Source organism: Massilia pseudoviolaceinigra (assembly GCF_030846505.1).
Lineage (GTDB): Bacteria > Pseudomonadota > Gammaproteobacteria > Burkholderiales > Burkholderiaceae_D > Telluria_A > Telluria_A violaceinigra.
The window spans coordinates 53,683-78,122 of sequence record NZ_JAVCWL010000039.1 but is presented as its reverse complement, the minus strand read 5'-3'; the positions used below and the strand labels follow the sequence as shown (position 1 = coordinate 78,122).

The 24,440-nt window shown below is 63.5% G+C and carries 17 protein-coding genes and 1 tRNA gene; 7 read left to right on the top strand and 11 right to left on the bottom strand.

Features of this window, described 5'->3' with window-relative positions; translation table 11 throughout:
• The 3 genes from RBA40_RS28705 to RBA40_RS28695 all read right to left on the bottom strand — a co-directional run.
• Positions 1-1,799 (bottom strand): RHS repeat-associated core domain-containing protein (locus tag RBA40_RS28705; RefSeq protein ID WP_306651911.1); only part of this gene is annotated, 1,799 nt, incomplete at its 3' end.
• Positions 1,800-1,928: 129 nt separating this feature from the next.
• On the bottom strand, positions 1,929-4,256 hold the full coding sequence (locus RBA40_RS28700; RefSeq protein WP_306651909.1) for a DUF6531 domain-containing protein: 2,328 nt from the start codon (positions 4,254-4,256) through the stop codon (positions 1,929-1,931).
• Positions 4,257-4,946: 690 nt separating this feature from the next.
• Positions 4,947-5,023, bottom strand: a tRNA-Pro gene (locus RBA40_RS28695).
• A gap of 242 nt (positions 5,024-5,265) precedes the next feature.
• Here RBA40_RS28695 and RBA40_RS28690 point away from each other — a divergent pair.
• Both RBA40_RS28690 and RBA40_RS28685 read left to right on the top strand, forming a co-directional pair.
• Complete coding sequence (locus tag RBA40_RS28690) at positions 5,266-6,768, top strand: ATPase domain-containing protein (protein WP_306651907.1); 1,503 nt, start codon at positions 5,266-5,268, stop codon at positions 6,766-6,768.
• Positions 6,769-6,780: 12 nt separating this feature from the next.
• Positions 6,781-8,313, top strand: coding sequence for a hybrid sensor histidine kinase/response regulator (locus tag RBA40_RS28685; RefSeq protein ID WP_306651906.1), 1,533 nt, complete (start codon positions 6,781-6,783; stop codon positions 8,311-8,313).
• Here RBA40_RS28685 and RBA40_RS28680 read toward each other — a convergent pair.
• From RBA40_RS28680 to RBA40_RS28670, 3 genes are all read right to left on the bottom strand, one after another.
• The gene (locus tag RBA40_RS28680; RefSeq protein ID WP_306651904.1) at positions 8,310-10,541 is read right to left on the bottom strand and encodes a hybrid sensor histidine kinase/response regulator; all 2,232 of its coding nucleotides are present in this window, start codon (positions 10,539-10,541) and stop codon (positions 8,310-8,312) included. The two genes, RBA40_RS28685 and RBA40_RS28680, sit on opposite strands and share 4 nt — an antisense overlap.
• Positions 10,542-10,661: 120 nt before the next feature.
• A complete protein-coding gene (locus tag RBA40_RS28675) occupies positions 10,662-12,548 on the bottom strand; it encodes an MFS transporter (protein ID WP_306651902.1) in 1,887 nt (628 codons plus the stop codon).
• A gap of 63 nt (positions 12,549-12,611) precedes the next feature.
• Positions 12,612-13,346: a helix-turn-helix domain-containing protein gene (locus tag RBA40_RS28670; RefSeq protein WP_054263907.1), complete on the bottom strand. Its 735-nt coding sequence runs from the start codon at positions 13,344-13,346 to the stop codon at positions 12,612-12,614.
• A gap of 142 nt (positions 13,347-13,488) precedes the next feature.
• On the opposite strand from RBA40_RS28670, the gene RBA40_RS28665 reads away from it, so the two are divergent.
• Both RBA40_RS28665 and RBA40_RS28660 read left to right on the top strand, forming a co-directional pair.
• A complete protein-coding gene (locus RBA40_RS28665) occupies positions 13,489-13,920 on the top strand; it encodes a hypothetical protein (protein WP_306651901.1) in 432 nt (143 codons plus the stop codon).
• A gap of 2 nt (positions 13,921-13,922) precedes the next feature.
• Entirely contained in the window at positions 13,923-14,717 is a 795-nt protein-coding gene (locus tag RBA40_RS28660; protein WP_306651899.1) for a DUF2145 domain-containing protein, read from the top strand.
• 3 nt (positions 14,718-14,720) lie between these two features.
• On the opposite strand, the gene RBA40_RS28655 is transcribed toward RBA40_RS28660, so the two are convergent.
• The 5 genes from RBA40_RS28655 to RBA40_RS28635 all read right to left on the bottom strand — a co-directional run bounded on the left by RBA40_RS28655 (position 14,721) and on the right by RBA40_RS28635 (position 20,848).
• Entirely contained in the window at positions 14,721-15,794 is a 1,074-nt protein-coding gene (locus RBA40_RS28655; RefSeq protein WP_306651898.1) for an ABC transporter ATP-binding protein, read from the bottom strand.
• A gap of 24 nt (positions 15,795-15,818) precedes the next feature.
• Entirely contained in the window at positions 15,819-17,585 is a 1,767-nt protein-coding gene (locus tag RBA40_RS28650; protein ID WP_099876200.1) for an ABC transporter permease, read from the bottom strand.
• A gap of 67 nt (positions 17,586-17,652) precedes the next feature.
• Complete coding sequence (locus RBA40_RS28645; RefSeq protein ID WP_306651896.1) at positions 17,653-18,744, bottom strand: ABC transporter substrate-binding protein; 1,092 nt, start codon at positions 18,742-18,744, stop codon at positions 17,653-17,655.
• 24 nt (positions 18,745-18,768) lie between these two features.
• Complete coding sequence (locus RBA40_RS28640; RefSeq protein ID WP_306651894.1) at positions 18,769-19,713, bottom strand: tripartite tricarboxylate transporter substrate binding protein; 945 nt, start codon at positions 19,711-19,713, stop codon at positions 18,769-18,771.
• A 70-nt stretch (positions 19,714-19,783) separates the two neighbouring features.
• A complete protein-coding gene (locus tag RBA40_RS28635) occupies positions 19,784-20,848 on the bottom strand; it encodes a porin (protein WP_306651893.1) in 1,065 nt (354 codons plus the stop codon).
• Positions 20,849-21,001: 153 nt separating this feature from the next.
• Between RBA40_RS28635 and RBA40_RS28630 the strand changes: the two genes are divergently transcribed.
• From RBA40_RS28630 to RBA40_RS28620, 3 genes are all read left to right on the top strand, one after another.
• A complete protein-coding gene (locus tag RBA40_RS28630; protein ID WP_306651891.1) occupies positions 21,002-21,697 on the top strand; it encodes a response regulator in 696 nt (231 codons plus the stop codon).
• Between the two features lies 1 nt (position 21,698).
• Positions 21,699-23,141 (top strand): sensor histidine kinase, encoded by a 1,443-nt coding sequence (locus RBA40_RS28625; RefSeq protein ID WP_306651890.1) that lies wholly within the window; start codon positions 21,699-21,701, stop codon positions 23,139-23,141.
• A gap of 114 nt (positions 23,142-23,255) precedes the next feature.
• A complete protein-coding gene (locus RBA40_RS28620; protein WP_306651889.1) occupies positions 23,256-24,440 on the top strand; it encodes a DUF3103 family protein in 1,185 nt (394 codons plus the stop codon).

Genomic DNA, 24,440 nt, shown 5'->3' with positions numbered 1-24,440 from the left:
CCAAAGGGCTGCCCGGCAAAATGGTCCCACGCAGAATTGAAGCCGAGGCCAATACCGACACCTAAAGCACCAGCTGCCGCAACTCCGACGCCTGCCGCTGCGCCTGTACTGCTAGCCGCTGAGCCGGCCCATGTCACAACGCTTGGTGGCGGGACTAGCAGACCCGATGGGTCGAAGTATAAGACAGGATTTCCGAGAGCATAACCGTATGTGTTGATTCCACCCACAAGACCAATCGGGTCAGACTGCAAATACCGTCCAGTCTGCGGATCGTAGTCGCGATAGTAGTTGTAATGAAGATTCGTTTCTCGATCATAATATTGTCCGGGAAAACGCAGGTTGTAGGTGAAATTGCCTAGGCGACTCGGGTTTTCATCTGGTGGATCTTCCCCAAACGGATTTGCGCCATCCCAACGCCACACCATCTTGTTGTCGCTGGCTCGGGCGATAACCCGCGGTGTCATCAGGTGGTCGGCATAGATGTAGTATGCACTTTCCCCGGCGCCCGCTGTACGCGGCTTGATCACAGCGACCGGTATTCCCTCAAAGTAGATCGTTTCCTGTATCGGCGTGCCGGTGCTATCGTACTCGCCCACCATCTGTCCGGCCTCGTTGTAGACGAAGTAAGTCGATGTGCCGGCGGCATCCGACTTCATGATCCGCTGGCCGACTCCGTTGTAGCGGTATTGCGTCGACGCGCCATTGATGCCTGTGGTGGTGCTCAGGCGCCCGTTGTTGCCGTAGACGTAACGCATCGTTCCGTCGCTGATGAGGTTGCCCGTGGCGTCGTACGTATTGCGTTTCGCTGGCACCGGTCCGGAGGTGGCAGTCAGCCGGTTGCTGCGGGGATCGATCGTGTTGGAGTAGCTACTGGCGCCACTAACGACTTTGGTACGATTACCGTTGACGTCGTACTCGAAGCGTTGGCTGGCCGTAGCGCTGGTAAAGCCGATCAGGCGATCCCGTCCATCGTAGCTGTAGCGCTGGTCCAGCCTGGCTGACGTGGCATTCCCCGCATGCGTGCTCGCCACGATCCGTCCGGCGGCATCGTAACTGAGCGTGCGCATCGCACCTCCCGCTTTCAGGTGGCCGAGAGGGTAACTGACAATGCGATTTTCCAGGTCGAACTGGCGCTCGTATTGATTGGGATTTCCCGCGCTGTGATTACCCCATAACCAGGAGCGCAAAGCACCGAACGGTTGGTAAGTTATTTGACTCAGAATCGTCGTGCGCGTAGCGCCGGGGCGCGTCAGGCCCAGGGAGAACGGCTTTCCATTCGCGTCGTACGTGATATCGATGCGATTGCCGCTGGGGTAGGTCATCGAGGTGACGTGCCCAACAGCGCCGCCCGTGCTGCCATATGCGTAGACGGTCACGAAGCGCCTGGACGTCGGGCCGCTCGTTTGCTCCTTCCTTGTAAGCCTCCCCATGCCGTCATAGACGTACATCGTTTTTCCGGCCTCATCCGCCATTGCTGTGATACGGCCCGCTGCGGAACTGCCAGCGGCACCGTATTCAAACGAGCTGGTGCCGATGCCGGTGACGCGGCCCGCCGCATCATATCGATAGGCGGTCTTGCGTCCGGCTCCATCAAGGGTCGCTATCACCTTCCCGGCCCCGTCGAACTGCGTGTGCGTGCTGCTGGTATCGGGGCTGCTCAGCCCCGTTTGCTGACCCAGCCCGTTGACGACGTAGCGTGTCGGCAAGCGGCGCGGATCGATCACTGATGCAAGCTGATCCTGCGGCGTATAAGCGTACTCGATTAATGCTGGCTTGCCCGTGGCATCGCCGGCGGGCAAGGTCTGTTGTATCAGACGATTGAACGTGTCGTAAGTTCCCTTGCTGACGCGTGCAATTTGATCGATGCTCGATGTCAGGTTGCCGACCGCGTCGTATTCGAAACGCGAGCCTGGATCATTCGCGCTTTTCTATTCCCGCTGCAGGCGGTTGAGCGCATCGAAGGCGCGTGCGGTCTGCGCCACCAATTTGCCGCTCGGGTCTTTCACTTCCTGGCGTATTGCATTGCCCATGGCATCGAGCGTGAAATCAATGCTGTTGCCGGAGCGGTCGCGCAAGCCGATCAGACGGTGCGCATCGTCGTAGGTGTAGCTCAGCGCCGAGCCGTCGGGCGCAGTCATACGGATCAGCTGGCCCGCGACGTCATATTCGTATCGCGTGGTTTCGGCTTGCCCACTCGCTGCGCGGACGGTGCTGGACATCAAGCGCTGGCGTGGCCCGTATTCAAATCCGACCATCTGGCCGTTGGGACGCTGGACTTTCGTCGGCAAGCCGTCCTCGCTGTATTCGAGGTAATTGGTGACCTCGCCAACACTGTTGCGCACGCTCGCCAGGTCGCCGGGGGCGTGGCTCGCGCTGGTGTCGGCGTAATAGACCATGCTCGACGATTCGGCCTTGCCATTGGCATCAACCGGGCCGCTGCTCGTCAGCATCTGCCCGGTGCGGTTGTAGGTGTAGCGCCATTCCTGGACAGGACCGGTTCGGGCCGCCGTGAAACCGAGCCCGCCATTCCTGTCGCTGGTCGCCTCGACGCTCCTGCGGCATACGACGGCGATTGGCTTCCCATTGGGCAGCACGGCGCCGCCGGCACACTCCACTACTTTTCCACTAGCATCGCGCTGGCCGTTGTAGACCGTCATTTCCATGCGCCCAGGCGAGGCGGTCGTGGTGACCAGGGGCCAGTCCGGATGCCAGCGCGTACTCGTCTTGCGCGCAGCGGCTGGAATCGCGCTGTCGATGCTTGCGGGGCAGGCATCATCTTTGCCCAGCCCGGTCACGCGTGCCAGCTCGGTTCCACGGACGGGGTCGCTGATAAAGCAGGTCTTGTTGCCATTGAAGTCGGTACGACTCGTCACGTCGCCTGTGGCGCTGTAGGTGGTGGCCTTGGCACTCGCAGCGCAGCCAGCGCCGGCGCTCTGGCTTTCGGCGGTAATTCGGCTCTTGCCGAGGTCGTACCGAATGCCGATGCTGCGGCTGCTGCCGAGCGGATCGGTCACGATCCGGCTGGTCCGGCTGGGATAAGAAAAGGTGTAACGCTGCGCACCGCCGGCGTGCTCCGTCAGCACAGCCTGGCCGTCGCCGTTGTACGCATACGTGGCAAAGCGCTTTCCATGTTCGTCGGTGATTCCGGTGAGCAGGAAGCGGTCGGTAGCGTCTTCGTAGTGGTACGCGCGCGATGAAATCTCGGCACCGGCGCGGTCGAGGAAGTGCACTCCAACCAGGCGGTCCATGCCTTTAATGGGGCCGTAACCGGGTATGGCAGCAGGCTCATATTCGTAACGCACGCTCCCGGTGGCATTGGAGATAGACGCGATGGGGCCGCCTTCCCACGTCATCGTCAGGGTGCGACCGCTGTCGTCGGCAATCTTGCTGAGCTGGTTGTTGGCGTCGTAGGTGTAATGCGTCGTCATGCCGGTGCGCGCATGAATGCTGCTGAGCCTGAAGGTGTCACCATCCCGGAGGAAACGTTCGACCGTGCCGTCCGGCGTTGTCAAAAGGAAGACAGTTTCATCGGGGCCTTGCACTTCCAGGGTCGTGCCTCTGTCGTGGGTTGACTTGTACGGGCCATTGCCCTGCCGCCAGAATTCGAAAAAAGTGCCATCGCTCAGTGCGCCAATGATTCTCGGCCTGATATTGCTAAGCAATGAACGCGGCGCGAAAAAGGCGCGCTCGAAGGAAAACGACCAGCCCATGCCCGCTGATTGCCCGAGTCCGTTTTCGCGCACGCTGCGGTAGGTACGGCGGACGCGCAGCAAGTCGTTGCCGCCGCCTAGATCGATTTCATGCTGGATTTTGGCGCCGCTGACAAACTGAACCGGGTTTCCTGCCGCCTCTCCGCATTTCAAGGGCGCAGGAACTTCCGGTCTTTCTTTGCGACAAACGCCCTGTGCATACGAACGATATCCCGGCTTGCAGTGCAGGGCGGTCACCCCAAGCCAGGAAACTGGGCCGGTTCGGGGTAGCCACCTATAGGAGCAATCAAACGCGTCGCGGCGCGCTGGCCAAGGCCGCATCGCGACAAGCGGCTCGCGCGCGTGGTGCCACGCCCCTTTTTGACAGGCAGTAATCGGGTCGGGCGCATAATGGTCTGGACTGGTCGCTCCGCTGTAATACCACCAGCCAAGCGTTCCCTCTGGAAGGGAATTCTCTGCACGAGCACTGCCGTGCGCCAAGATGAACAGGATCAGCGCAGAACGTATGAGATGACTCGCCGACGAAAACGGGCTTGCGTTGGGCATGGTTTTCCTGTCTTCTACGGGAGAATGCTGGCGAAATTGCCAGCGGGAAAACCAAGAATATCGACGTCAATAATTAGAACATTGCCTCATCTCAAGCTGCTATCTGCACCGGCGCATTCCGGATCATCCTTCCAAGAAAGATGTTGACGGCGCTGACCGGGCGGTAAGACCGCCAGAAAAGTTGACACTCCGGCGCGCCACTTTGAGCCACCTCAAACGCGGCTCACATTTCTTGGCGCGACGTAGCCCTGATCGTACTGGTAAATTCCGTCGTGTTTTGCGTGTTTTCGCTGTTGCTGCACACTTACTACAGCAGTGAAATGCCAGACGTTGTTCAGGACTGGGGGCCAGTGATTTTACTTGTGATCAGCGCTGGGTTCATGATCGAGGACCGCTTGAAGCATCCTCCGGACCGAGCAGGGCCGCCGCCTTGAGCGCGACGAGCTCAGCCTCGCAGTGCCGGTACTGCGCCAGCAGATCTGCGCTGACCATCTGCATGGGCGACACCCCGCGATAATGGCATTGAGCTGCGCCTCGTACGTAAGGCGCACGGGCGCTGGACTGCACCGTCTCAGTGAACGGCGTAAAGGACATTGATGGTCCACTACACGCCAAAGTGAGCTATTAAGGCACGGAGCAGGAAAACAAAAAGCTGGCATCTGCCGGCTTCCGCTAAGTCTTTGATTCTATTGGTCGGGACGGAGTGATTCGAACACTCGACCCCTTGCACCCCATGCAAGTACGCTACCAGGCTGCGCTACGCCCCGACGAGTTGCGAATTATATCAGAGCATCTTCCGTTTTTGGCACACAAAATCACATCCGTCGCGTGCCGCTGCCTACCACCTTGCGCTACCTCAACCCACCGCTCGAAACAGCTTGTCCACTCCGCAACCCAACTAATGGATTGCTTCCGTACAGAACTACCACCCGGATCGCATTCAGGTACTATTTATCATACAGTGTTGCCATTAACGAAATTTACGATGAGAAAAACGGAGAATCCCTCCATGGAAAAACAGAACAGCGACACCAGCCGCTTTCTTTCAACGGGCGTCCCGGGACTGGACACCATCCTTGGTGGCGGCCTCACCAGTGACCGCCTGTTCCTGATCGAAGGCGAGCCCGGCACAGGCAAGACCACGCTCGCCCTCCAGTTCCTGTACGAAGGCGTACGCCGCGGCGAATCAGTCATCTACATCACCCTGGCCGAAACCCGCGTCGAACTAAAAGCAGTGGCGCAGTCGCACGGCTGGTCGATGGACGGCATCCACGTCGAGGACATCATCCCCAACGAAAACATCCTCCACCCCGACCACCAGTTCACCATTTTCCACCCGTCCGAAATCGAGATGGGCATGACCACCCAGCGCATTCTCGACACGATCGAAAAGTACAAGCCGACCCGCGTGGTCCTCGATTCGCTGTCCGAACTGCAGCTGCTGGCCGAAAGTCCGCTGCGCTACCGCCGCCAGGTGCTCGCGCTCAAACAGTACTTGTCCGGCAAAGGCTGCACCACCCTGTTCCTCGACGACCGCACCGCCCTTTCGGGCGACCTGCAGGTGCGCAGCGTGGCGCACGGCGTCATCACGCTCGAACTGATCAACCAGGACTACGGCTCCGAACGGCGCCGCGTGCGCATCGTCAAATACCGCGGCATCGCCTTTCGTGGCGGCTCGCACGACTACAAGATCGTCACCGGCGGCCTGGTGGTGTTCCCGCGCCTGATCGCCGCCCACACGCGCGTGCACACCGAACGCAAACAGCTCTCGAGCGGCATCGCGCAACTCGATGCGCTGACCGGCGGCGGCCTCGATGAAGGCACCAGCACCCTGCTCTCCGGTCCACCGGGCACCGGCAAATCCTCGCTGTGCGCGCAGTACGTGTACGCAGCCACCCAGCGCGGCCAGAAAGCGGCCATGTTCCTGTTCGAGGAAGCGGCCAACAACCTGCTGCTGCGCTCCACCGGCCTCGGTATCGACCTCCAGGGCGCGATCGACAGTGGCCTGCTGATGATCAAGCAGATCGACCCGGCCGAAATGGCACCCGGCGAATTCATGCAGTCCGTGACCGATGCCGAAGCCGGTGGCGCGCGCGTGATCGTCATCGACAGCCTCAATGGCTACCTCAAGGCCATGCCCGACGAGCGCTTCCTCGCCACCCACATGCACGAACTGCTTACCTACCTGGGCCAGCGCGGCGTGGTCACGATTTTGGTCGGCGTGCAGCCCGGCGTCATCGGCTCCAACATGACCACCACGGTCGACGCCAGCTATATCGCCGACAGCGTCATCATGCTGCGCTACTTCGAGGCACGCGGCAAGGTGCGCCAGGCTATCTCCGTCTTCAAGAAGCGGGTCGGCCTGCACGAACGCACCATCCGCCTGTTCACGATGAGCGCCAAGGGCATTCAGGTAGGCGACGTGCTGACCAACTTCCACGGCATCCTGACCGGGATTCCCACCTTCGACGACAGCGACTGCCCCGTGCTGTTCGACGACGAAAACGGATAAGCGATAACAGCCATGGAAAAGCGAGTCGTGATCTACGCACCGACTGGCCAGGACGCGGTGCTGGCATCGAAGATGCTCACGCTGGCGCAAGTCGATAACCTGGTCGCCGAAACCGCGCAGAAGCTCTCCGAAGAGCTGCTGATCGGCGTCGGTGCCGTGCTCACGGTCGAAGAAGCGCTGTCGAACGGCGGCCTGAAGGCGCTCGGCGAATTCGTCCAGCGCCAGCCCAACTGGTCCGACCTGCCGATCGTGCTGCTGACGCACCGCAGCCCCGATTCCCTCAGCGTGCGCCAGGCCATCAACACCCTCGGCAACGTCACCTTGCTCGAGCGCCCGGTACGCACCCTGACCCTCATCACCTCCCTGCAGTCGGTGCTGCGCGCCCGCGAAAAGCAGTACCAGGTGCGCGAAACCGACCGCCGCAAGGACGAGTTCCTGGCCAGCCTCGGTCACGAACTGCGTAATCCGCTCGCGCCGATCCGCACCTCGATGAGCGTCCTCAATCACCTGTATCCCGACCAGGCGCCCGTGAAGAAAGTCAGCGACGTGATCGAGCGCCAGGTGACGCACCTGACCCGCCTCGTCGACGACCTGCTCGACGTCGCCCGCATCAACAGCGGCAAGATCGAGCTGCAGCGCGACTACACTACCTTCGCGCAAGTGATGGAGCACGTCACCGAACTGTGTTCGGCAGCGGCGGCGGCCAAGCATATCAAGATCGATGTCGCCATCCCGCCCGATCCGGTCATGCTGTATGCCGACTACGCGCGCGTGGTGCAGATCGTCGCCAACATCGTCTCGAACGCGGTCAAGTTCACGCCGTTCGAAGGCTACATCAGCGTGCGCGCGCTGGTCGAATTCGGCGCCCTGAAAATCTACGTCAAGGACACCGGCATCGGCCTCGAACCAGTCGCCATCGGCCGCATCTTCGCGATGTTCGAGCAAAGCCGACCGCTCTCGGGCCAGATCGCCAGCGGCCTCGGAATCGGCTTGAGCCTGTCGCGCCAGTTCGCCGAGATGCATGGCGGTAGCGTGCAGGCCACCAGCGAAGGCCTGGGCAAGGGCAGCGAATTCGTGGTCACGCTGCCGGTCGTGACCGAAGCGCGGCCTGCCGTCGCGGCGAGCAAGGCGGACGTTATCGGTTCAAGCGACCAGCGTCCCAGGGTGCTGGTGGTGGACGATAACCGCGATGCCGCCGACTCGCTGCAGGCGCTGTTTGAAATGGAAAACTGCAACGTCGCCACCGCCTACGACGGCTATGAAGCGGTGCAGGCGGTGGAACAGGACATGCCCGACATGATCGTGATGGACCTCGGCATGCCGAGCATGGACGGCTACGAGGCCGCGCGCCGCATCCGCCTCAAGCCTGGCTCGCAGTCGGTGCTGATGATCGCGCTGACCGGCTGGGGCCAGAGCGACGCGCGCCAGCGCACCCTCGACGCCGGTTTCGACCATCACCTGATCAAGCCAGTCAATTTCGACGAAATCAAGCGCCTCGCCGACGGCCGCCTGGCCAAGGCCCAGGGCGCGCGCCTGACAAGCTAGCTGGCCGTCCCCGCGAAGCGCCGGGCCGCCGCGGGTGCGCTTTCCAGCGCTTCCATCAATCGCGCCATGTCCACCGGCTTGACCAGATGCGCGTCGAAACCGGCGGCGAGCGCGCGTTGGCGGTCGCTGTCCTGCCCATACCCGGTCAGCGCGATGAGGCGCACCTTGCTCGTGGCCGGGTCGGCGCGCATGCGGCGCGCGACCTCGTAGCCATCGATGCCCGGCAGGCCGATATCGACCAGCGCAATATCCGGGCACGCCGCGCCAGCCTGGCGCAGGCCGTCGAAACCGTCGATGGCCGTGTCGACGCGGTACTGCTGCGCTTCGAGCATCATGGCCATCATCTCGCGCCCGTCCTCGTTATCTTCGATCAGCAGCACGCGCTGGCGCGACGACGGCACCAGCGCCGGCACGCTCACCTCGGACTGCGGCGGCTGCACGCGCGGCAGGTGCAGCTCGAAACTGCTGCCCAGCCCCGTGCCCGCGCTGCGCACGTCCACCATGCCCCCGTGCATCAGCGCCAACTGGCGCACCAGCGCCAGCCCCACACCCAGGCCGCCCTGCGCGCGGTCGAGCGGGCGCGCGCCCTGCACGAACAGATCAAACACATACGGCATCAGTTCCGGCGCAATCCCGATACCCGAATCGGACACGCACAGTACCGCGTCCTCCCCTTCGCTCCTCACGCTGACCGAAATCGTGCCGCCGGCCGGCGTGTATTTGAGCGCGTTGTCGAGCAGGTTCGAGACAATCTGCTCAAGCCGGGTCGGGTCGCCATCGACCCAGACCGGCGCGACATCGACGCGCAATTCGTGGCGCGCCGAGCGCTGCGACGCGCGCAAGGTGGCCATGTAGTTGTCGATCACCTGGTCCAGCCGCAGCGCGTGCCGCTCCAGCAAAATCTTCCCCGAGTGAACCCGCCCCATGTCGAGCAGATCGTCGACGATGCGCGTCAGGTGTCCGCTCTGGCGCGTGATGATCTCGCGCGCGCGTTCGCTGGCCGTTGCCGGCATGGCGGGATGGGCCATCACGCTGGTCGCGTTCACGATCGCCGCCAGCGGATTACGCAGCTCATGCCCCAGCATCGCCAAAAATTCATCCTTGGCCCTGTTCTGCTGTTCGGCCGTGGTGCGCGCCTCGTGTTCGCGCTCGAACAGGATTTCGCGCTCGGTTTCGGCCGCAAGGCGCGACTGCTTTTCCTGGTTCACCACCGCCGCCGCCGCGCCAATCGCGGCCAGCACCTCGTCCACCTCGGCCACGCCCGACACGTCGGAGTGGACCGGATCTCCGCTGCCGCCCAACGCTTGCGCCGACCGCGCCACCTGGCCGATGGAGCGCGACAGCCGGCGCGCAAAGAACACGGCCGCCAGCGCGGCGCAGCACACCGCCGCCACCAGTCCCACGATCCATACCATCAGTGCGCGCCGCGCCGCCGATTCGATTTCCGCTTCCGGCACGCCAACGGCCACCGTCCATCCGGACAGCGCCGAGCGTTCCAGCACCGTGTACAGCTTCAGGTTGTCGTCGCTGGCGTTGCGGATCACGCCAATGGTTTTATTGCGGATCGCTTCGCGCAGGTCGGGACGGGTGTCACCGCGCCCGGTGCCGCCGCCGCCATAGGTCTGGGCGATGGTCATGCCGTTGCGGTCGTACACGCCGGCCAGCCAGGTCGGCGGCGCGTTCACCTGGGTCAGCACGCCGTTGAAATGTTCGATCTTGAAGCCCTGCGCGATCACGTAGCGCATGCCGTCGGGCGTGGTGACCGGCACATCCACCACCACCAGCAAGGCCTGGGTGACGACGCCGCGAATGAGATTGGAGATTTGCGGCGTGCCCGCATCGAGCACCTGGGCCACGCGCTGGGCCGCGTCCGGGCCCGGCAAGGGCGCGCCGAACGGCACCGCGGTATTAATCAGCTGCTGCCCGCGCTCGTCGATCAGCGCGGTCCAGGTGGTGCCCACCTTGTCGGCAAAGCGCGCCTGCTCGTAAAAGCCCGCCAGGTCGCCGCGCGCCAGGTGCGGCGAGGTGGCCAGCATGCGTACCGCGCTCTGGGTGTTGGTCAGTTCGCGGTCGATGCTCACCAGAGAGATGCGGGCCGTCTCGCGCACACCCTTGAGCGCCGCCTCGCGCTCGGACTTGAGCAGCATGTTCAGCGAAATCGTCGAGAACAGAATGACCGGAATCAGGATCGCCGCGACCATCAGCGCGAGATAAGCGCGGATTTTCATGGCACCGGCGGCGAAAAACTGTTCATGGAATGCAGCGGCCTTTGAATAACGGGAAAAGCGGCATAATGCCGTACGGTTGCAATTATAACCACTTTCCCCGATACCTTAAGCCGGCTTGGCTTACTTCCAGTCGCCCCGCAAGGCGAGCACCTGTTTGTGCAGGTAGTCGGGCGTGGCGTCTTCCGGAGCGACCGGCATGCCGACCGCCAGCGCCAGGCGCGAACGCGGTCCGCGCGCGAAGGTGCGCTCGAACAGATTGCCAGGGTCGCGCGTGAGCAGGCTGCCCCACAGGCCGCGCAGCGCCATCGGAATCACCGGTACCTTGCTGCGTTCGACAATCTTGGCGATCCCGCCGCGGAACTCACCCATTTCGCCGGTCGAGGTCAGGCGCCCTTCCGGGAAGATGCAAACCAGGTCGCCCTCGTGCAGCGCCTGCGCGATGTCGATGTACGCCTTCTCCATCAGGAACTGGTCTTCCTTGGCCGGCGCGATCGGAATCGCGCGCGCCGTGCGGAACAGCCAGCCCATGAACGGCATCTTGAAGATTTTATGGTCCATCACGAAGCGGATCGGACGTGGGCTGGCCGCGCCGATCACGATCGCATCGACATAGCTGACGTGATTGCACACCAATACCGCCGGGCCTTCCTCTGGAATGCGGTCCACGTCCACCGTCTTGACGCGGTGGATGGTATGAATCAGCATCCACGCCAGGAAGCGCATCAGGAATTCCGGCACCAGCGAGAAGATATACAGCGCCACGATGGCGTTCAGGATCGCGGTGGCGAGGAACATTTCGGGAATCGAAAAGCCCATCTTGATCATCACGATGGCCACGCCGGCCGCCCCGATCATGAACAACGCGTTCATGATATTCATGCCGCCGATGGTGCGCGACAGGTGGGCCGGCTCGCACCGGGTCTGGATCAGCGCGAACAGCGGCACGATGAACAGTCCGCCGAACACGCCGATCATGGCGATGTCGAACAGCACGCGCGTCACGCCGGCCTGCGCCAGCATGCCCATCATCTCCACTTCGACCGGCGGGCGCACGTAACCGATGCTGGCGAAATACAGGTCGATGCCGAACAGCGACAGGCCGATCGAGCCAAACGGCACCAGGCCGATTTCCACCTTGTGGCCCGACAGCTTCTCGCACAGCAGCGAGCCGACGCCCACGCCGACCGAGAACACGGTCAGCAGCATCACGAACACGCTGTAGTCGCCATGCAGGTACTCCTTGGCGTACAGCGGGAATTGCGACAGGATCATCGCGCCGTAAAACCAGAACCACGAGTTGCCCAGCATGGACAGGAACACGGTGCGGTTCTTGCGCGCGTGGCCGATGTTGCGCACCGACTCGGCAAACGGATTCGGATTGATTTTCAGCTCGGGCGCGGGCGCCGGCGACAGGGGAATGCGGTAACTGGCCACCAGGCCAAGCACGGCGAAGAACATGGTGGCGCCGGCCACCAGCAGCAGCCCGTTGGATTTGAGTACCAGCGCCGCGCCCAGGATCTGCCCGAGCAGGATGCCGACGAACGTGCCCATTTCCACCACGCCGTTACCGCCGACCAGTTCTTCCGATTTCAGATGCTGCGGCATGTAGGCGTATTTCACGGGCCCGAACAGGGTCGAATGCACGCCCATGCCGACCACGGAGGCAATCAGGAGCCACAAGGTGTGCGTCATCCAGCCGATGCCCGCCACGAGCATGATGCCGATTTCCAGCATCTTGACGAAGCGCGCCAGGCGCCCCTTCTCGACCTTTTCGGCGATCTGTCCGGCGGTGGCCGAAAACAGTACGTACGGCAGGATGAACAAGCCTGGAATGAGGCTGTTCAAGACGGCCGGATCGAGGCTGGTCCAGCTGACGGCATCGTAGGTGAGAATCACCAGCAAGGCGGTCTTGAAGACGTTGTCGTTGAACGCGCCGAGGAACTGGGTCCAGAAAAACGGCGCGAAGCGGCGTTGCTTTAAGAGGGAAAACTGGCTGGCTTGACTCATGCTGATAGATCTCTCAAGGTCTCGATGTGGCAAAAAGGTCGGAGTTGCATCGTCAGGGTACCATCAGCCCTGGCGCAAGAGGGCCTTGAATGCCTGCGGCACCCAGGGCCGCGCGGCCACGATGAAGCTGATCGCATGGCGCTGGTCGAGCGGCAGGCGCGTTTCGTGCTGGTGCTGCTGCGCGAATTCGGCGGCCACCTGCTTCAGGCGCTCCAGCAGTGCGGCGCCGGACTGCTTCGACAGCATCACATTCACCAGCCGCATGACTTCATCCTCGCCGTCGAAGCGCGAGTTCAGGTAGTCGGCCGCCGCCTCGTGCCGGAAGTAGCCCTGGATCGGCCCATTCGCAATCCAGCCGAAGGTGCGCGCGATCAGCAGCTTGACCCGGTTATTCGGCAGCAGCTCCAGAAAGCCGATGCGGTCCAGCCGCAGCAGGTACTTGGTCACTTCCGCTTCCGTCATGTCGTAGAAACGCACGATATCGTCGAAGCCGATGTGGTTCATGGCCGACACGGCTACCACCAGCAGGCGCGGGTCGCCGATGATTTCGCGCTCCTGCGCCAGCGTCAGGTGCGAGATCAGGGTTGGCGCGGACTGCGCCGCACTGAGTTCGTCGAACTCGATTCCCGTGGCCGTGAGAATCTCGTCGAGCCGCTGCAAGGTAAAATTTTTCTGTGAGAACATGCGCTTCACGCTCGCCTCCGACATGCCTATCCGTCCGGCAAGGTCGCCGTAGGTAATGCCCCGCCCCTTCAGGAGGCGCTTCAAGGTGTCGACAAGTGTAATTGCGTGCGGCATTTCTGTATCCCTAGGAATTCTGGTAGCAAATCTTAATACTTATTCAGAATAAAAGCGATACGGACTATCAATTCATGGAGGAAAGTCGATTCTTGCGTAAGATGTGTTCTGCCAACCCGGCCAACTTACTGAAAGAAACAGCATGAAAACCACCCTGACGGCTATCACGATCGCTTGTGCACTGTTCGGCGCCAATCCTGCCGCGATGGCCGAATCCCACCATCAGAACATGGGATCGAACCTGTCGAGGTCCCCGAGCGGCGTCTCGGGTGCGGTGGTGCTGGGAAGTTTGCTGGTGGTGGCCGTGGGAGGCAGCGTGGTGGCGCAAAGCGTTGAAACCGTCGCCGACGGCACCATGGTGGTGCTCAAGAACGTGGCCGACGGTTCCACCGCCACCGTCAAATTGAGTGGCGACGGCGCCAAAGGACTCTCCAAACTGGTCGGCCAGGCCGTCACGGTCACCGCGACCGCCAGCGGCCATGTGCTCATCGCCGCCGGCAAGGTGATCGCGTTCATCCCCACCGAAGTGGGCAAGGGCCTGCTGCACCATTCGCAAAACGGCTCGAAAGGCTAAGCATGATGCGCATCGGTCAACGATTGCTCCTGCTGCTGGTGCTGGCCATGCCGCTGAAGTTAGCGCACGCCGGCACCGCCTGCGAAGAAGTCGCGCAGGACGCCACCGCCTTCGTCAAGGCCGTCAAGCTGGCCGAAAACACCAGCGCCGCCCTGGAGGCTTCCGGGGCCGAGGTCGCGCTGATCGCGCGCGTCGGCCAGGACCTGTCCAGGTACGACTTGCGCTATTCGCACATGGCATACGCCTGGCGCGACCATCCCAAGGGACGCTGGAGCGTCGTGCATCTGCTGAATCAGTGCGGCACCGCGAAGTCGAAAGTGTTCGACCAGGGGCTGGCCAACTTCTTCCTCGATGATTTGTTCGCGTATGAGAGCCAGATCGTGGTCCCGAGCGTGCAAAGCCAGAAGCGCATCGTCGCCATGCTGGCCTCCCAGGCACCGGCGCGCCTGCACGGCGAGAACTACAACATGCTGGCGTTCCCCTTCTCGGCCAAGTACCAGAACTCGAACCAGTGGGTGCTCGAAACCTACGCCGCCAGCGCCAGCGACACCGCCATCGACGATCGCGGCGCCGCCCAGTCGTGGCTCAAGCAGGCAGGCTACACGCCCAACACGATCTGGGTGCCGTCGGTCAAGCGCCTTGGCGCGCGCGTGTTCCGCGCCAACGTGGCCTTCGACGACCACCCGATGGGCCGCCGCATCGCCGGCCAGATCGACATCGTCACCGTCGAATCGGTGGTGCGCTTCGTGAAGAAGCGCGACCCCGGCACGACCGAATCCGTGGTCGGGATTCAGTAAGCGTCAGAACACCCACAGCTTCTCGGGCGGCATGTGCAGCCAGTAGCTGCCCGCCTCCAGCCGGTACTTGGAGTACGCGCGCAGGCTCAGGCCTTCGCGCGAAAACAGGCACTCCCACCGGTCGCCCAGATACATGCAGGTCAACAGCGGCATCTCGATCGCGTTGTCGACCTGCTGCGCGCTGATCTTCACATCTTCTACCCGGATCAGCGGCGTGGCCTCGCCGCCGCCACCCTCAAGGGCGGCACCGCGCGCCGTGCCCCGCATGCTCACGCCGGCAACCATCAGCGCCACCTTGCCAGCGTTACTGGCCACTACCTGACCAGGCAGGCGGTTGTTGCTGCCCATGAATTCAGCGGTAAACAGCGTGTCCGGCGTTTCGTACATGCTTTGCGGCGAACCTTGCTGCTCGATCTTGCCGTTATTAAGCAGCAGGATGCGGTCCGAGATCGCCATCGCCTCGCCCTGGTCGTGCGTCACCATCAGCGCGGACAGGCCAAGACGCACGATCAGCTCGCGCAAAAAGGCGCGCGCCTCCTCGCGCAGCTTGGCGTCTAGGTTCGAGAGCGGCTCGTCGAGCAAGATCACGGGCGGGTTGTACACCAGCGCGCGCGCAATCGCCACCCGCTGCTGCTGGCCGCCGGAGAGCTGGTGCGGATAACGCTCGCCCAGGTGGCCCAGCCCCAGTTGACCCAGCACTTCCTTGACCTTGGCCTCGATCTCGCTCTTGCCCATCTTGCGCAAGGTCAGGCCGTAGGCCACGTTATCGAACACGGTCTTGTGCGGCCACAGCGCGTAGGACTGGAACACCAGCCCCAGGCTGCGGTGCTCGGCCGCCATCTCGAAATTGCGCGCACCGTCGTACACGCGGCGTTCGCCGATGTCGATGGTGCCGCTCTTGGGGCTTTCCAGCCCGGCCACCGCGCGCAGCAAGGTGGTCTTGCCGCTGCCCGAAGGGCCCAGCAAGGCCACCACTTCGCCGCGTTGCAGGTGCATCGATACGCCCTTGAGGATCTGGTTGGCGTGCGCGCCGGTGCCATAATCGAGGTGCAGGTCGTTGACGGTCAGTTCATTCATGGTCATTCCCGATGTAGAGTGTGTTTATTGGTGCAGCTTGACGCCGAAGCGCAGCGCAATGCCGAGGCCAATGGCCACCAGCGTGATATTGATGAACGATAGCGCCGCCACCAGGTCGGTCGATCCGCCCGCCCACAGCGACACCAGCATCGCCCCGATAACCTCGGTGCCTGGCGTGAGCAGGTACACGCCGGTCGAGTATTCGCGCTCGAAGATCAGGAACACCATCAGCCAGGCGCCCAGCATGCCGAATTTGATCAGCGGCAGCGTCACGTCGCGCGTGACCTGGCCGCGGCTGGCGCCCACCGCGCGCGCCGCCTCTTCCAGTTCCGGCCCCACCTGCAGCAGCGCGGTCGAGATCAGGCGCATGCCGTAAGCGAGCCACACCACCGAATAGGCCAGCCACAGGGCGAAGATGGTCGAGCGCACTTCGCGCAGCAGCGGAATTACATGCTCGCTGAGCCACAGCGCCGGACCGAACTCGGTCGCCTTGAGCATCCCATCGAGCCAGCTTGGCACGAACAGGAACACCCACAGGAACGACAGGCCGGCCAGCAGGCCAGGCACGGCGCGCGGCACCAGCACGCTGTAGTCGAGCAAGCGCGTAATGCCATCGGGCTTGCGGTGCATGGCCAGTGCGATGGCCGTGTAGCACACCACCGCCAGCGCCCCGCCGATCACGCCGATCAGCACCGTGTTGATGATCCCGCGCACCAGCGAATGCTGGTCCAGGATGTCGCGGAAATGCTGCAAGGTCAGCGCATCCCACAGCACCACGCCTTCGCCCCAGTTCTGAACAAAAGAGCGCAGCACGATGCCCGACAACGGCAGGATGATCGTCACCAGCAGCCAGCCGGCCAGCAGCGCGAACGCCAGCCACTTCCAGCGGCCAAGCGGCATCGCCTTCTGGCGCGCGCCCTTGCCCTTGATCGACACGTATTTGTTGGCCGACTTGAGCAGCCAGCGCTGCAGCATCACCAGCGGCATCGTCACCATCACCAGGCACACCGCCACCGCCGCCATCAGGTGGTACGAGGGGGTGCCCATCTTGTTGGTCAGCTTGTACAGGTAGGTGGCCAGCACCAGATGGCCTTCCGGGTCGCCCAGCACCAGGACCAGGCCGAACACCTCGAAACCGAGGAAAAACACCAGCACGCCCGCATACGCCAGCGCCGGCATGATCATCGGCAGCGACACATTCATCATCACCCGCAGCGGCGAAGCGCCGGCCACGCGGGCCGCTTCCTCCACATCCGAACCGAGGCTTTTCAGCGCCGAGGAGGCGTACAGGTACACGTGCGGCACGTGGGTCAGCCCGGCGATGATGACGATGCTGGTGAACGAATAGATATTCCAGGGGATGAAGCCGAGCAGCTGCTTGGCCCACACCGAATAGAAACCCACGGGGCCCATCGACACCACGTAGCCGAAGCCCATCACCATGGGCGAGACGAAAATCGGCACCAGCAGCAGCGGCGCGATCCAGCTGCGCCCGGGCAGGTCGGTACGTACCATCAAAAAGGCGAGCATGCCGCCCAGCGGCACCGCGATCGCGGCCAGGCCGGTGGCGAGGATCGCGCCATTCTTGAAGGCCTGGCTGAAATCGGGATCCTCGAAAATGAAGGCGTAGGCTTCAAAGCCCAGGGTTTTTTCGGGCATGAAGAACGGCGCCGACAAAAAGCTCTGGTAAAAAATCAAAAACAGCGGCAGAAAGATGGCGACGCAGGCGAGCGTCACCACCAGGCCGCGCGGCCAGTTAAGCCGCGTGGCCCGCAATGATAAGGTGGTCATGTGAGGTCCGATCTTGGGATAATGAGGGTGGGCGGGGCACGCCCGCCCTGGGCGCTGTTACCCGCCGTTACTTCTTGCCTGCGGTTTCTTTCCACTGCTTGAGGAAGGCCATGCGCTTGGCCGGTCCCAGGAACTGCAGCACGATCGGATGCACCGGAATCGGCTTGACGTTCTTCTCGCCGATGATCTTGATCAGTTCCGCCGACGTGGTTTCGCCCTTGACGTCGGAGCGGATCGCGAACAGCTTGGAATCGTTGGCGATGATCGTCTGGCCGCGCACCGACAGCAGGTAATCCATCCACAGCTTGGCCGCGTTCGGATGCTTTGCGGCCTTGTTGATGAACTGGACGCGCGACATGATCAGGGTGTAATCGGCCGGCAGCACCACGCCCAGCGACGGATCGGTCTTGGCGCGCACCAGCGCGTAGGAACCGAGCACGTTGTAGCCAATCAGGTTCTCGCCGGACGAAATCCGCTCCAGCATGGTGCCGGTGGACGACTGCACGCGCACCTTGGCCACGCCAAACGCATTTTCCAGATCCAGGAACTGCGGATTTTCGCGCGCATCCTGGGTCATGAACATGAAGCCCACACCCGATTTTTCGATGTCGTAGGTGGTCACCTTGTCGCGGAACTTCTCGGTCTTGATCAGGGCGGCAAAAGCGGCGTGCGTGCGCGGCACTTCATTGGTGGCCAGCAGGCGCTTGTTGTAGACGATGGCGGCCGGCTCGAACGTGGTGCCGTAAGCGCTGTCGTTCCACACCGCCCATGTCGGCAGCTTGGCCGCTTCGTTCGATTTGTACTGCAGCGCGTGCCCGTCCGACGCGAGGCGCATCTGCAGGTCCATCGCCGACGACCACACCACGTCGGCCGTATTGCCGCCGGCGGCCGCTTCCGAAATGAAGCGGTTGTACACTTCGGTCGAATTCATGTCGTTGTATTCGACCGTCACGCCCGGATACATGGCGTTGAAGTCCTTGATCAGCGGCTGTGCGGCCTTGCTGTCGGTGGCCGAGTAGATCACCAGCTTGGCCTCCTTCTTGGCGCCGTCGATAATCTTCTGGTAATCGGCCGGATAGCCCGCCGGTACCTGTGCGAAGGCGCTGCCGGCGAGGGTAGCCGCGATGGTGGCGCCGATAAGGGTGCGTTTGATAGTCATATTGTCTCCAGATTGTTGTTTTGTTTAGCGAATCAGCTTGAATTGCCTGGCCTGCCGGTTGTAGTCGGCGACGGCCTTGTGGATGTAATCGGTCAGTGCCTGTCCGGTGAGCGTGAACGGATACAGCCCGTGCGCCGCCCGCAAGCGGGAAAAATCGGGACTCGATGTCATCCGGTCGAAACTGCCCACCCAGCGCTGGTATACGGCGTCCGCCACCTTGGGCCCCATCCACACGCCGCGGATGATCGGCCACACCACGTCCACGCCCTGCTCGCGCGCGGTCGGCGCCAGCGACAGCACGCCCGGCAAACGCTGCTCCGACAGCACCGCCAGCACCCGCACCTTGCCGGCGCCGGCGTACAGGGTCGCTTCCGAGGCGTCGCCCGACACCACCTGCACGTGGTTGGCGTGCATCGCGGTAAAGGCTTCGCCGCCGCCTTCCAGCGCCACGAAGCGCAGCACCTTCGGATCGATCCCGGCGCCCCGGGCCAGCAGCGCCATCTTCATCCAGTCCTGGCTGCCGATCGTGCCGGACACGCCGATCAGCACCTTTTCCGGCTGGCGCCTCAGGGCGTCCAGCAAGTCGGCCAGGTTGCGGAAGGCCGAATCCGAACGCACGGCGATCATGCCGTAGTCGGCGCCCAGGGCGGCGACCCAGCGCACGTCGTTCGCGCTGGCCTTGCCGAACTTTCCCTGCGCGAGATTGAGCAGCGAACCGCCCGAAAACGCGACCAGGGTGTCTTTCTCGCTCCCGCGCTGGGCCGCCATGGAGTGCCACGCAACCGCGCCGATCCCGCCCGGCAGGTACGACAGGCGCAGGGCCGGCGCGGCGGCTTCGCCCTTGAGTCCTTCGCGCGCCAGCTTGCAGGTCAGGTCCATCGCGCCGCCCGGCTTGGACGGCACGATGCATTCGGCGGCCGAGGCATGCAGGGCGGCGCAGGCGATCAGGGTGGAAAGCAGGGTTTTCATGGCGGTGGCTTCTCCAGTCGGGCGCGGCGATCGAATAACCATGATAGCCCCGCCAGTCATGCAATACGCATCAGAAGCGATGCTGGATCCCGGCCGTGAGTCCTTTTTGCGTCGTGCCGAAGCCCGCATCGTCGCGCGACAGTCCCACCAGCTTGCCGTTGTCGGCCTTGGCGTAAGCCGCGGCCACATACAGGTCGGTGCGTTTGGACAGCGCATACAGGCCGCGCGCCACGTACATGACCGGATCGGCGTCCGTCCTGGCGGCCACGTTCTTGACGTTGACGTAGTAGACGGCGCCGGTCAGGGTCACCACCGGCGTGACGAAGTAGCTGGCGCCGCCCCACCAGGTGGTGGCGCGTACGTCCGGCGTGGCTGCCTTGGCCGCTTCCAGCGTGTAGTCGCGCACGCCGCCGGTCAGGCGGAACAGGCTGGTCTTGTAGTCGACCGCCGCGTGAAAGGCCGTGGTTTCGTCGCGCCGGCCGGTGCCGGCCAAGGTGTTGGCGTTGATTTGCTCGTACGCCGCCATCGCCGCGAAGCTGCCGCGCGTCCAGGAGCCGGCCACCGCATATTTGCGGCTGTCGGCGCTGCTGCCTGCCTGTTCGCCCAGGCCGATGGTCGCGCCGTATTTGAAGTCGCCGCTCTTGCCCGAGTATTTAATCAGGTTGTCGAAGGCGGTCGTCATGCCGTACTTGGACGAACCGGTGGCATTCGACGAAGTCGCCCACGAGTAGTTCGGCGCATAGCCGAGCGGGTCGAACAGGATCACGAAGTCGTAGGTGGTGGTGAACGAGCGTCCTACCACCACGCGTCCGAAGCTGCCGTCCAGGCCCACGAACGCCTGGCGCTTGAACAGCGCGCCGTCGGCCGCGCCGGTATCCATCAGGATTCCGCCTTCCAGGCCAAAAACGGCTTTCAGGCCGCCACCCAGGTCTTCGTTGCCACGCAAGCCCCAGCGCGAGGTGTTTTTGCCGCCCGAGATGACACGGGTGGCATTGTCACCGGCGGCGTTGGTGTTGGTGGTGTAATCGACGCCAGCGTCGATCAGGCCATAGATTTGCACGCTGGACTGGGCCTGGGCGGCGCCGGCTGCCGACAGGGCGGCCGCCAGCGCGAGCGTAAGCACGGATGGTTTCATTCTTGTCTCCTGAGTTTTTATGTTTTATGTATGACGGGTGCTTCGGGTCCCACTATATGTTCGCCATCCTTTCAATTGGCTTTCAGTGCTCATCTGTACCGGCCGGACCACACCGGCCGAGCTTTTTTGCGCGCTTAGGGCTACACTGCCCCGATGCGAATACTCCTGGTTGAAGACCACATCGAACTGTCGCACTGGCTCTCCAAGGCCCTGCGCGACGCCCACCTGAGCGTCGAATGCGCCGTCAACGGCGCCGACGCCGACGCCCTGCTGCACACGCAGGACTACGCGCTCGTCATCCTCGACCTGACCTTGCCCAAGATGGACGGCCTCGATGTGCTGCGCCGCCTGCGCGCCCGGGGCGGCGCGCGCGCCAAGACCCCGGTGATGATCCTCACCGCGCGCGGCGGCCTGGAAGAGCGGGTCCAGGGCCTGAACCTGGGCGCCGACGACTATCTGGCCAAGCCGTTCGAACTGACCGAACTCGAAGCGCGGGTCAAGGCCCTGCTGCGCCGCAGCCAGGGCAGCGAAGCTCTGGTGCACCAGTGCGGCGCGCTCAGTTTCGACACCGTGACGCGCATGTTTTCGTACGGCGGCGCGGCGCTGGCCCTCACCCCGCGCGAGCACGCGGTGCTCGAAGCCCTGATCACCCGGCCGGGCCGCGCGGTATCGAAGGAAAAACTGTTCGACGAAGTCTTTGCCCTCGAAGACGACGCCAATCTCGACGCCATCGAGCTGTACATCCACCGCGTGCGCAAGAAGCTCGAACGCGCCCACGACGGCGCCGCCGCCATCACCACCCTGCGCGGCATCGGCTACCTGCTGCAGCCACGCGACGCCGCCTCCTGAAATGGCCCCGCTGTACGCCACCATGCGCAGCAAGTTCGGCGCCGCGCCGCTGGGCAGCCTGCGCAGCCAGTTGCTGCGCTGGCTGCTCATTCCCCTGGCGCTGCTGGTCGCCCTGAACGCGGTATCGGTATACGACAACGCCCTCGACGCGGCCGACATGGCCTACGACCGCTCGCTGCTGGCGTCCACCCGCGCGCTGGCCGAGCGGGTCGCCATCAAGGATGGCAAGGTGGTGGCCGACGTGCCCTACGTCGCCCTCGACAGCTTCGAGACCGATACCCTGGGCCGCATCTATTACAAGGTCAGCGGCATCGACGGCGAAACCGTGTCCGGTTTCGACGACCTGCCGCCGGTGCCGGCCAATGTGCCGCGTTCGGAAGCCTATCCGGCATTGGTGCGCTTCTACCACGCCGACTACAACGGCGAGCAGGTTCGCATCGCCGCCCTGCTGCAGCCGGTGTACGACGATTCGATGCGCGGCATCGCCCTGATCCAGGTCGGCGAAACGCTCGACGCGCGCCGCGGCCTGTCGCGCAAGATCCTGCTCGACACCCTGCTGCGCCAGGCCGTGATGGTGCTGGCGGTCGCCTCGCTGGTGTGGTTTGCGGTACGCCTGGTCTTGCGGCCGCTTATGCGTCTGAAAATCGAAGTCGAGAACCGCGCCCTGAACGACCTGTCCGACGTCGACCAGGCGCTGGTGCACAAGGAAGTGCGCCCGCTGGTGGCTGCCATGAACGGCACCATGTCGCGCATGCACAACCTGATCGCCAGCCAGCGCCGCTTCATCGCCGACGCTTCGCACCAGTTGCGCACCCCGCTCACGGTGCTCAAGACCCAGGCCGAACTGGCCCTGCGCGAAAACGACCCGGCCGCCATGCGCGAGATCGTCCGCTCGATCGCCGCCACCACCGACGCCACCGTCCACCTGGCCAACCGCCTGCTCACGCTGGCGCGCGTCGAACATGGCAGCGAGGCGGCCGGCATGGCGCCGGTCTCGCTTACCGCCATCGTGCGCCAGGTCGGGCTGGAAATGGCGCTGCCGGCCGTGCAAAAACAGATCGACCTGTCGCTCGACGCCGCCGACGACGCGCTGGTCGACGGCCAGGAACTCATGCTGCATGAACTGGTGACCAATCTGGTCGACAATGCGATCCGCTACACGCCGGCGGGCGGCAAGGTAGCGCTGCGGGTCAGGGTCGATGGCGCCAGGGTGCAGCTCGACGTCGAGGACAGCGGCTGCGGCATCGCCGACGACGAGCGCGAAAAGGTCTTCACGCCCTTTTACCGCTCGTCTGGCGCGCTCGAAACCAACCCTGGGGGCACCGGCCTTGGCCTGTCCATCGTGCGCGAGGTAGCGGCCCAGCACCGCGCCGACGTTTCACTGGCAAGCGCCAGCGCTGGACCTGGCCTCAGGGTCGTGATTTGTTTCGATTCGGCCGCCTGAGCTTACGGATCAAATACAGACGGAAAAAACTGCGCGTCAGCCAGCGCGTCCGATGCTAATGTTGTCGATGCTGTATTTACAGCATCCTTCAACAACAAGAAACGGAGAGCAGGCATGCAGTTTATTCAAAAAGCATTACTCACCATCGTCCTGGCGGGAAGCGCAAGCGCGCCCGTCATCGCGGCCGACCGCTTGAGCGCGGACTACCACGAACCGCGCGGCGGCCAGACCGCACTGGTCGACCAGGCCAAGCGTTTCAGCGCCTGGAACGTGGCGCGCATGCTGGGCGACCCCCAGTTCGCGAGGGCATTGGACAAGCGTCTCGCCGGCGAAGACAAGGCGGTCATGCTCGACACCCTGCTCGACGACGTGCGCCAGCCGAGCGCACAGACCAGGGCCAGCGCCGACAAGCTGCGCTTTCTCGACCAGCGCGTGCGCGAGCACAAGGCCATCGCGCGCGACTCCAAAAACCTGCTCGAAGTGCGGCTCTACGTGCCACGCGGCCAGGACGCCGCCGCGCGGCCCGACATGAGCAAGCTGCTGGTCGCCTACGCGCCGGCAGGCAAGCGCTCCGAATGGAGCGACGTCGAAGCCTTCGACCAACTGGGCCAGGTGCAGCTGCTCGATGCGCGTACCCCGCCCGCCATGCCGGTCCTGATCGTCGGCATCAACGCGCGCGAAGACATGCGCGCCGGGATGGCCTACGTGAACCGCAGCCTGCGCGCCGCCGGCCTGCAATCGGCCCCGCCTAAAATCGCGCCCAAGACCGCTTCCAGCATGGCCACCGGCGATATCGACACCACCCGCCTCGACCGCGTCAGCCTGGCCAACAGCCAGGAGAGCTGGGTTTCGGGGGCGGCCGAAGTCTTTGCCATCGTCTCCGGCGTGCAGCCCGACCAGGCCAAGGCCGAATTGAGCGTGGTCGACATGCCCTACCTCGACTACGCCGGCACCGCCTACACGCCGAACCAGATCATGGTCTTCTGGAGCAGCTACCGCTACGGCGCGGCCAACATCCAGCTGTTCGAGCATGACGACAACACCAACTACAAGGACCTGGCGGTGGCCCTGTCGCAAAGCGTCAGTGCGATCCTCGGCGTGTTTGCACCTTCGTACGCGGTGATCGGCCAGGTCGCCACGGCGATCCTGCAAGCCATGCCCGCGGGCTGGTTCAGCAACGATGACGACTACGTCGACTCGTTCTACACCATCGAACGTGGCCGCATCTATGAAAACCATCGCGGCGCCGCCAACAATGCCACGGTGACGCTCTCGCCGTATCTGCTGCGCGCGCAGTAA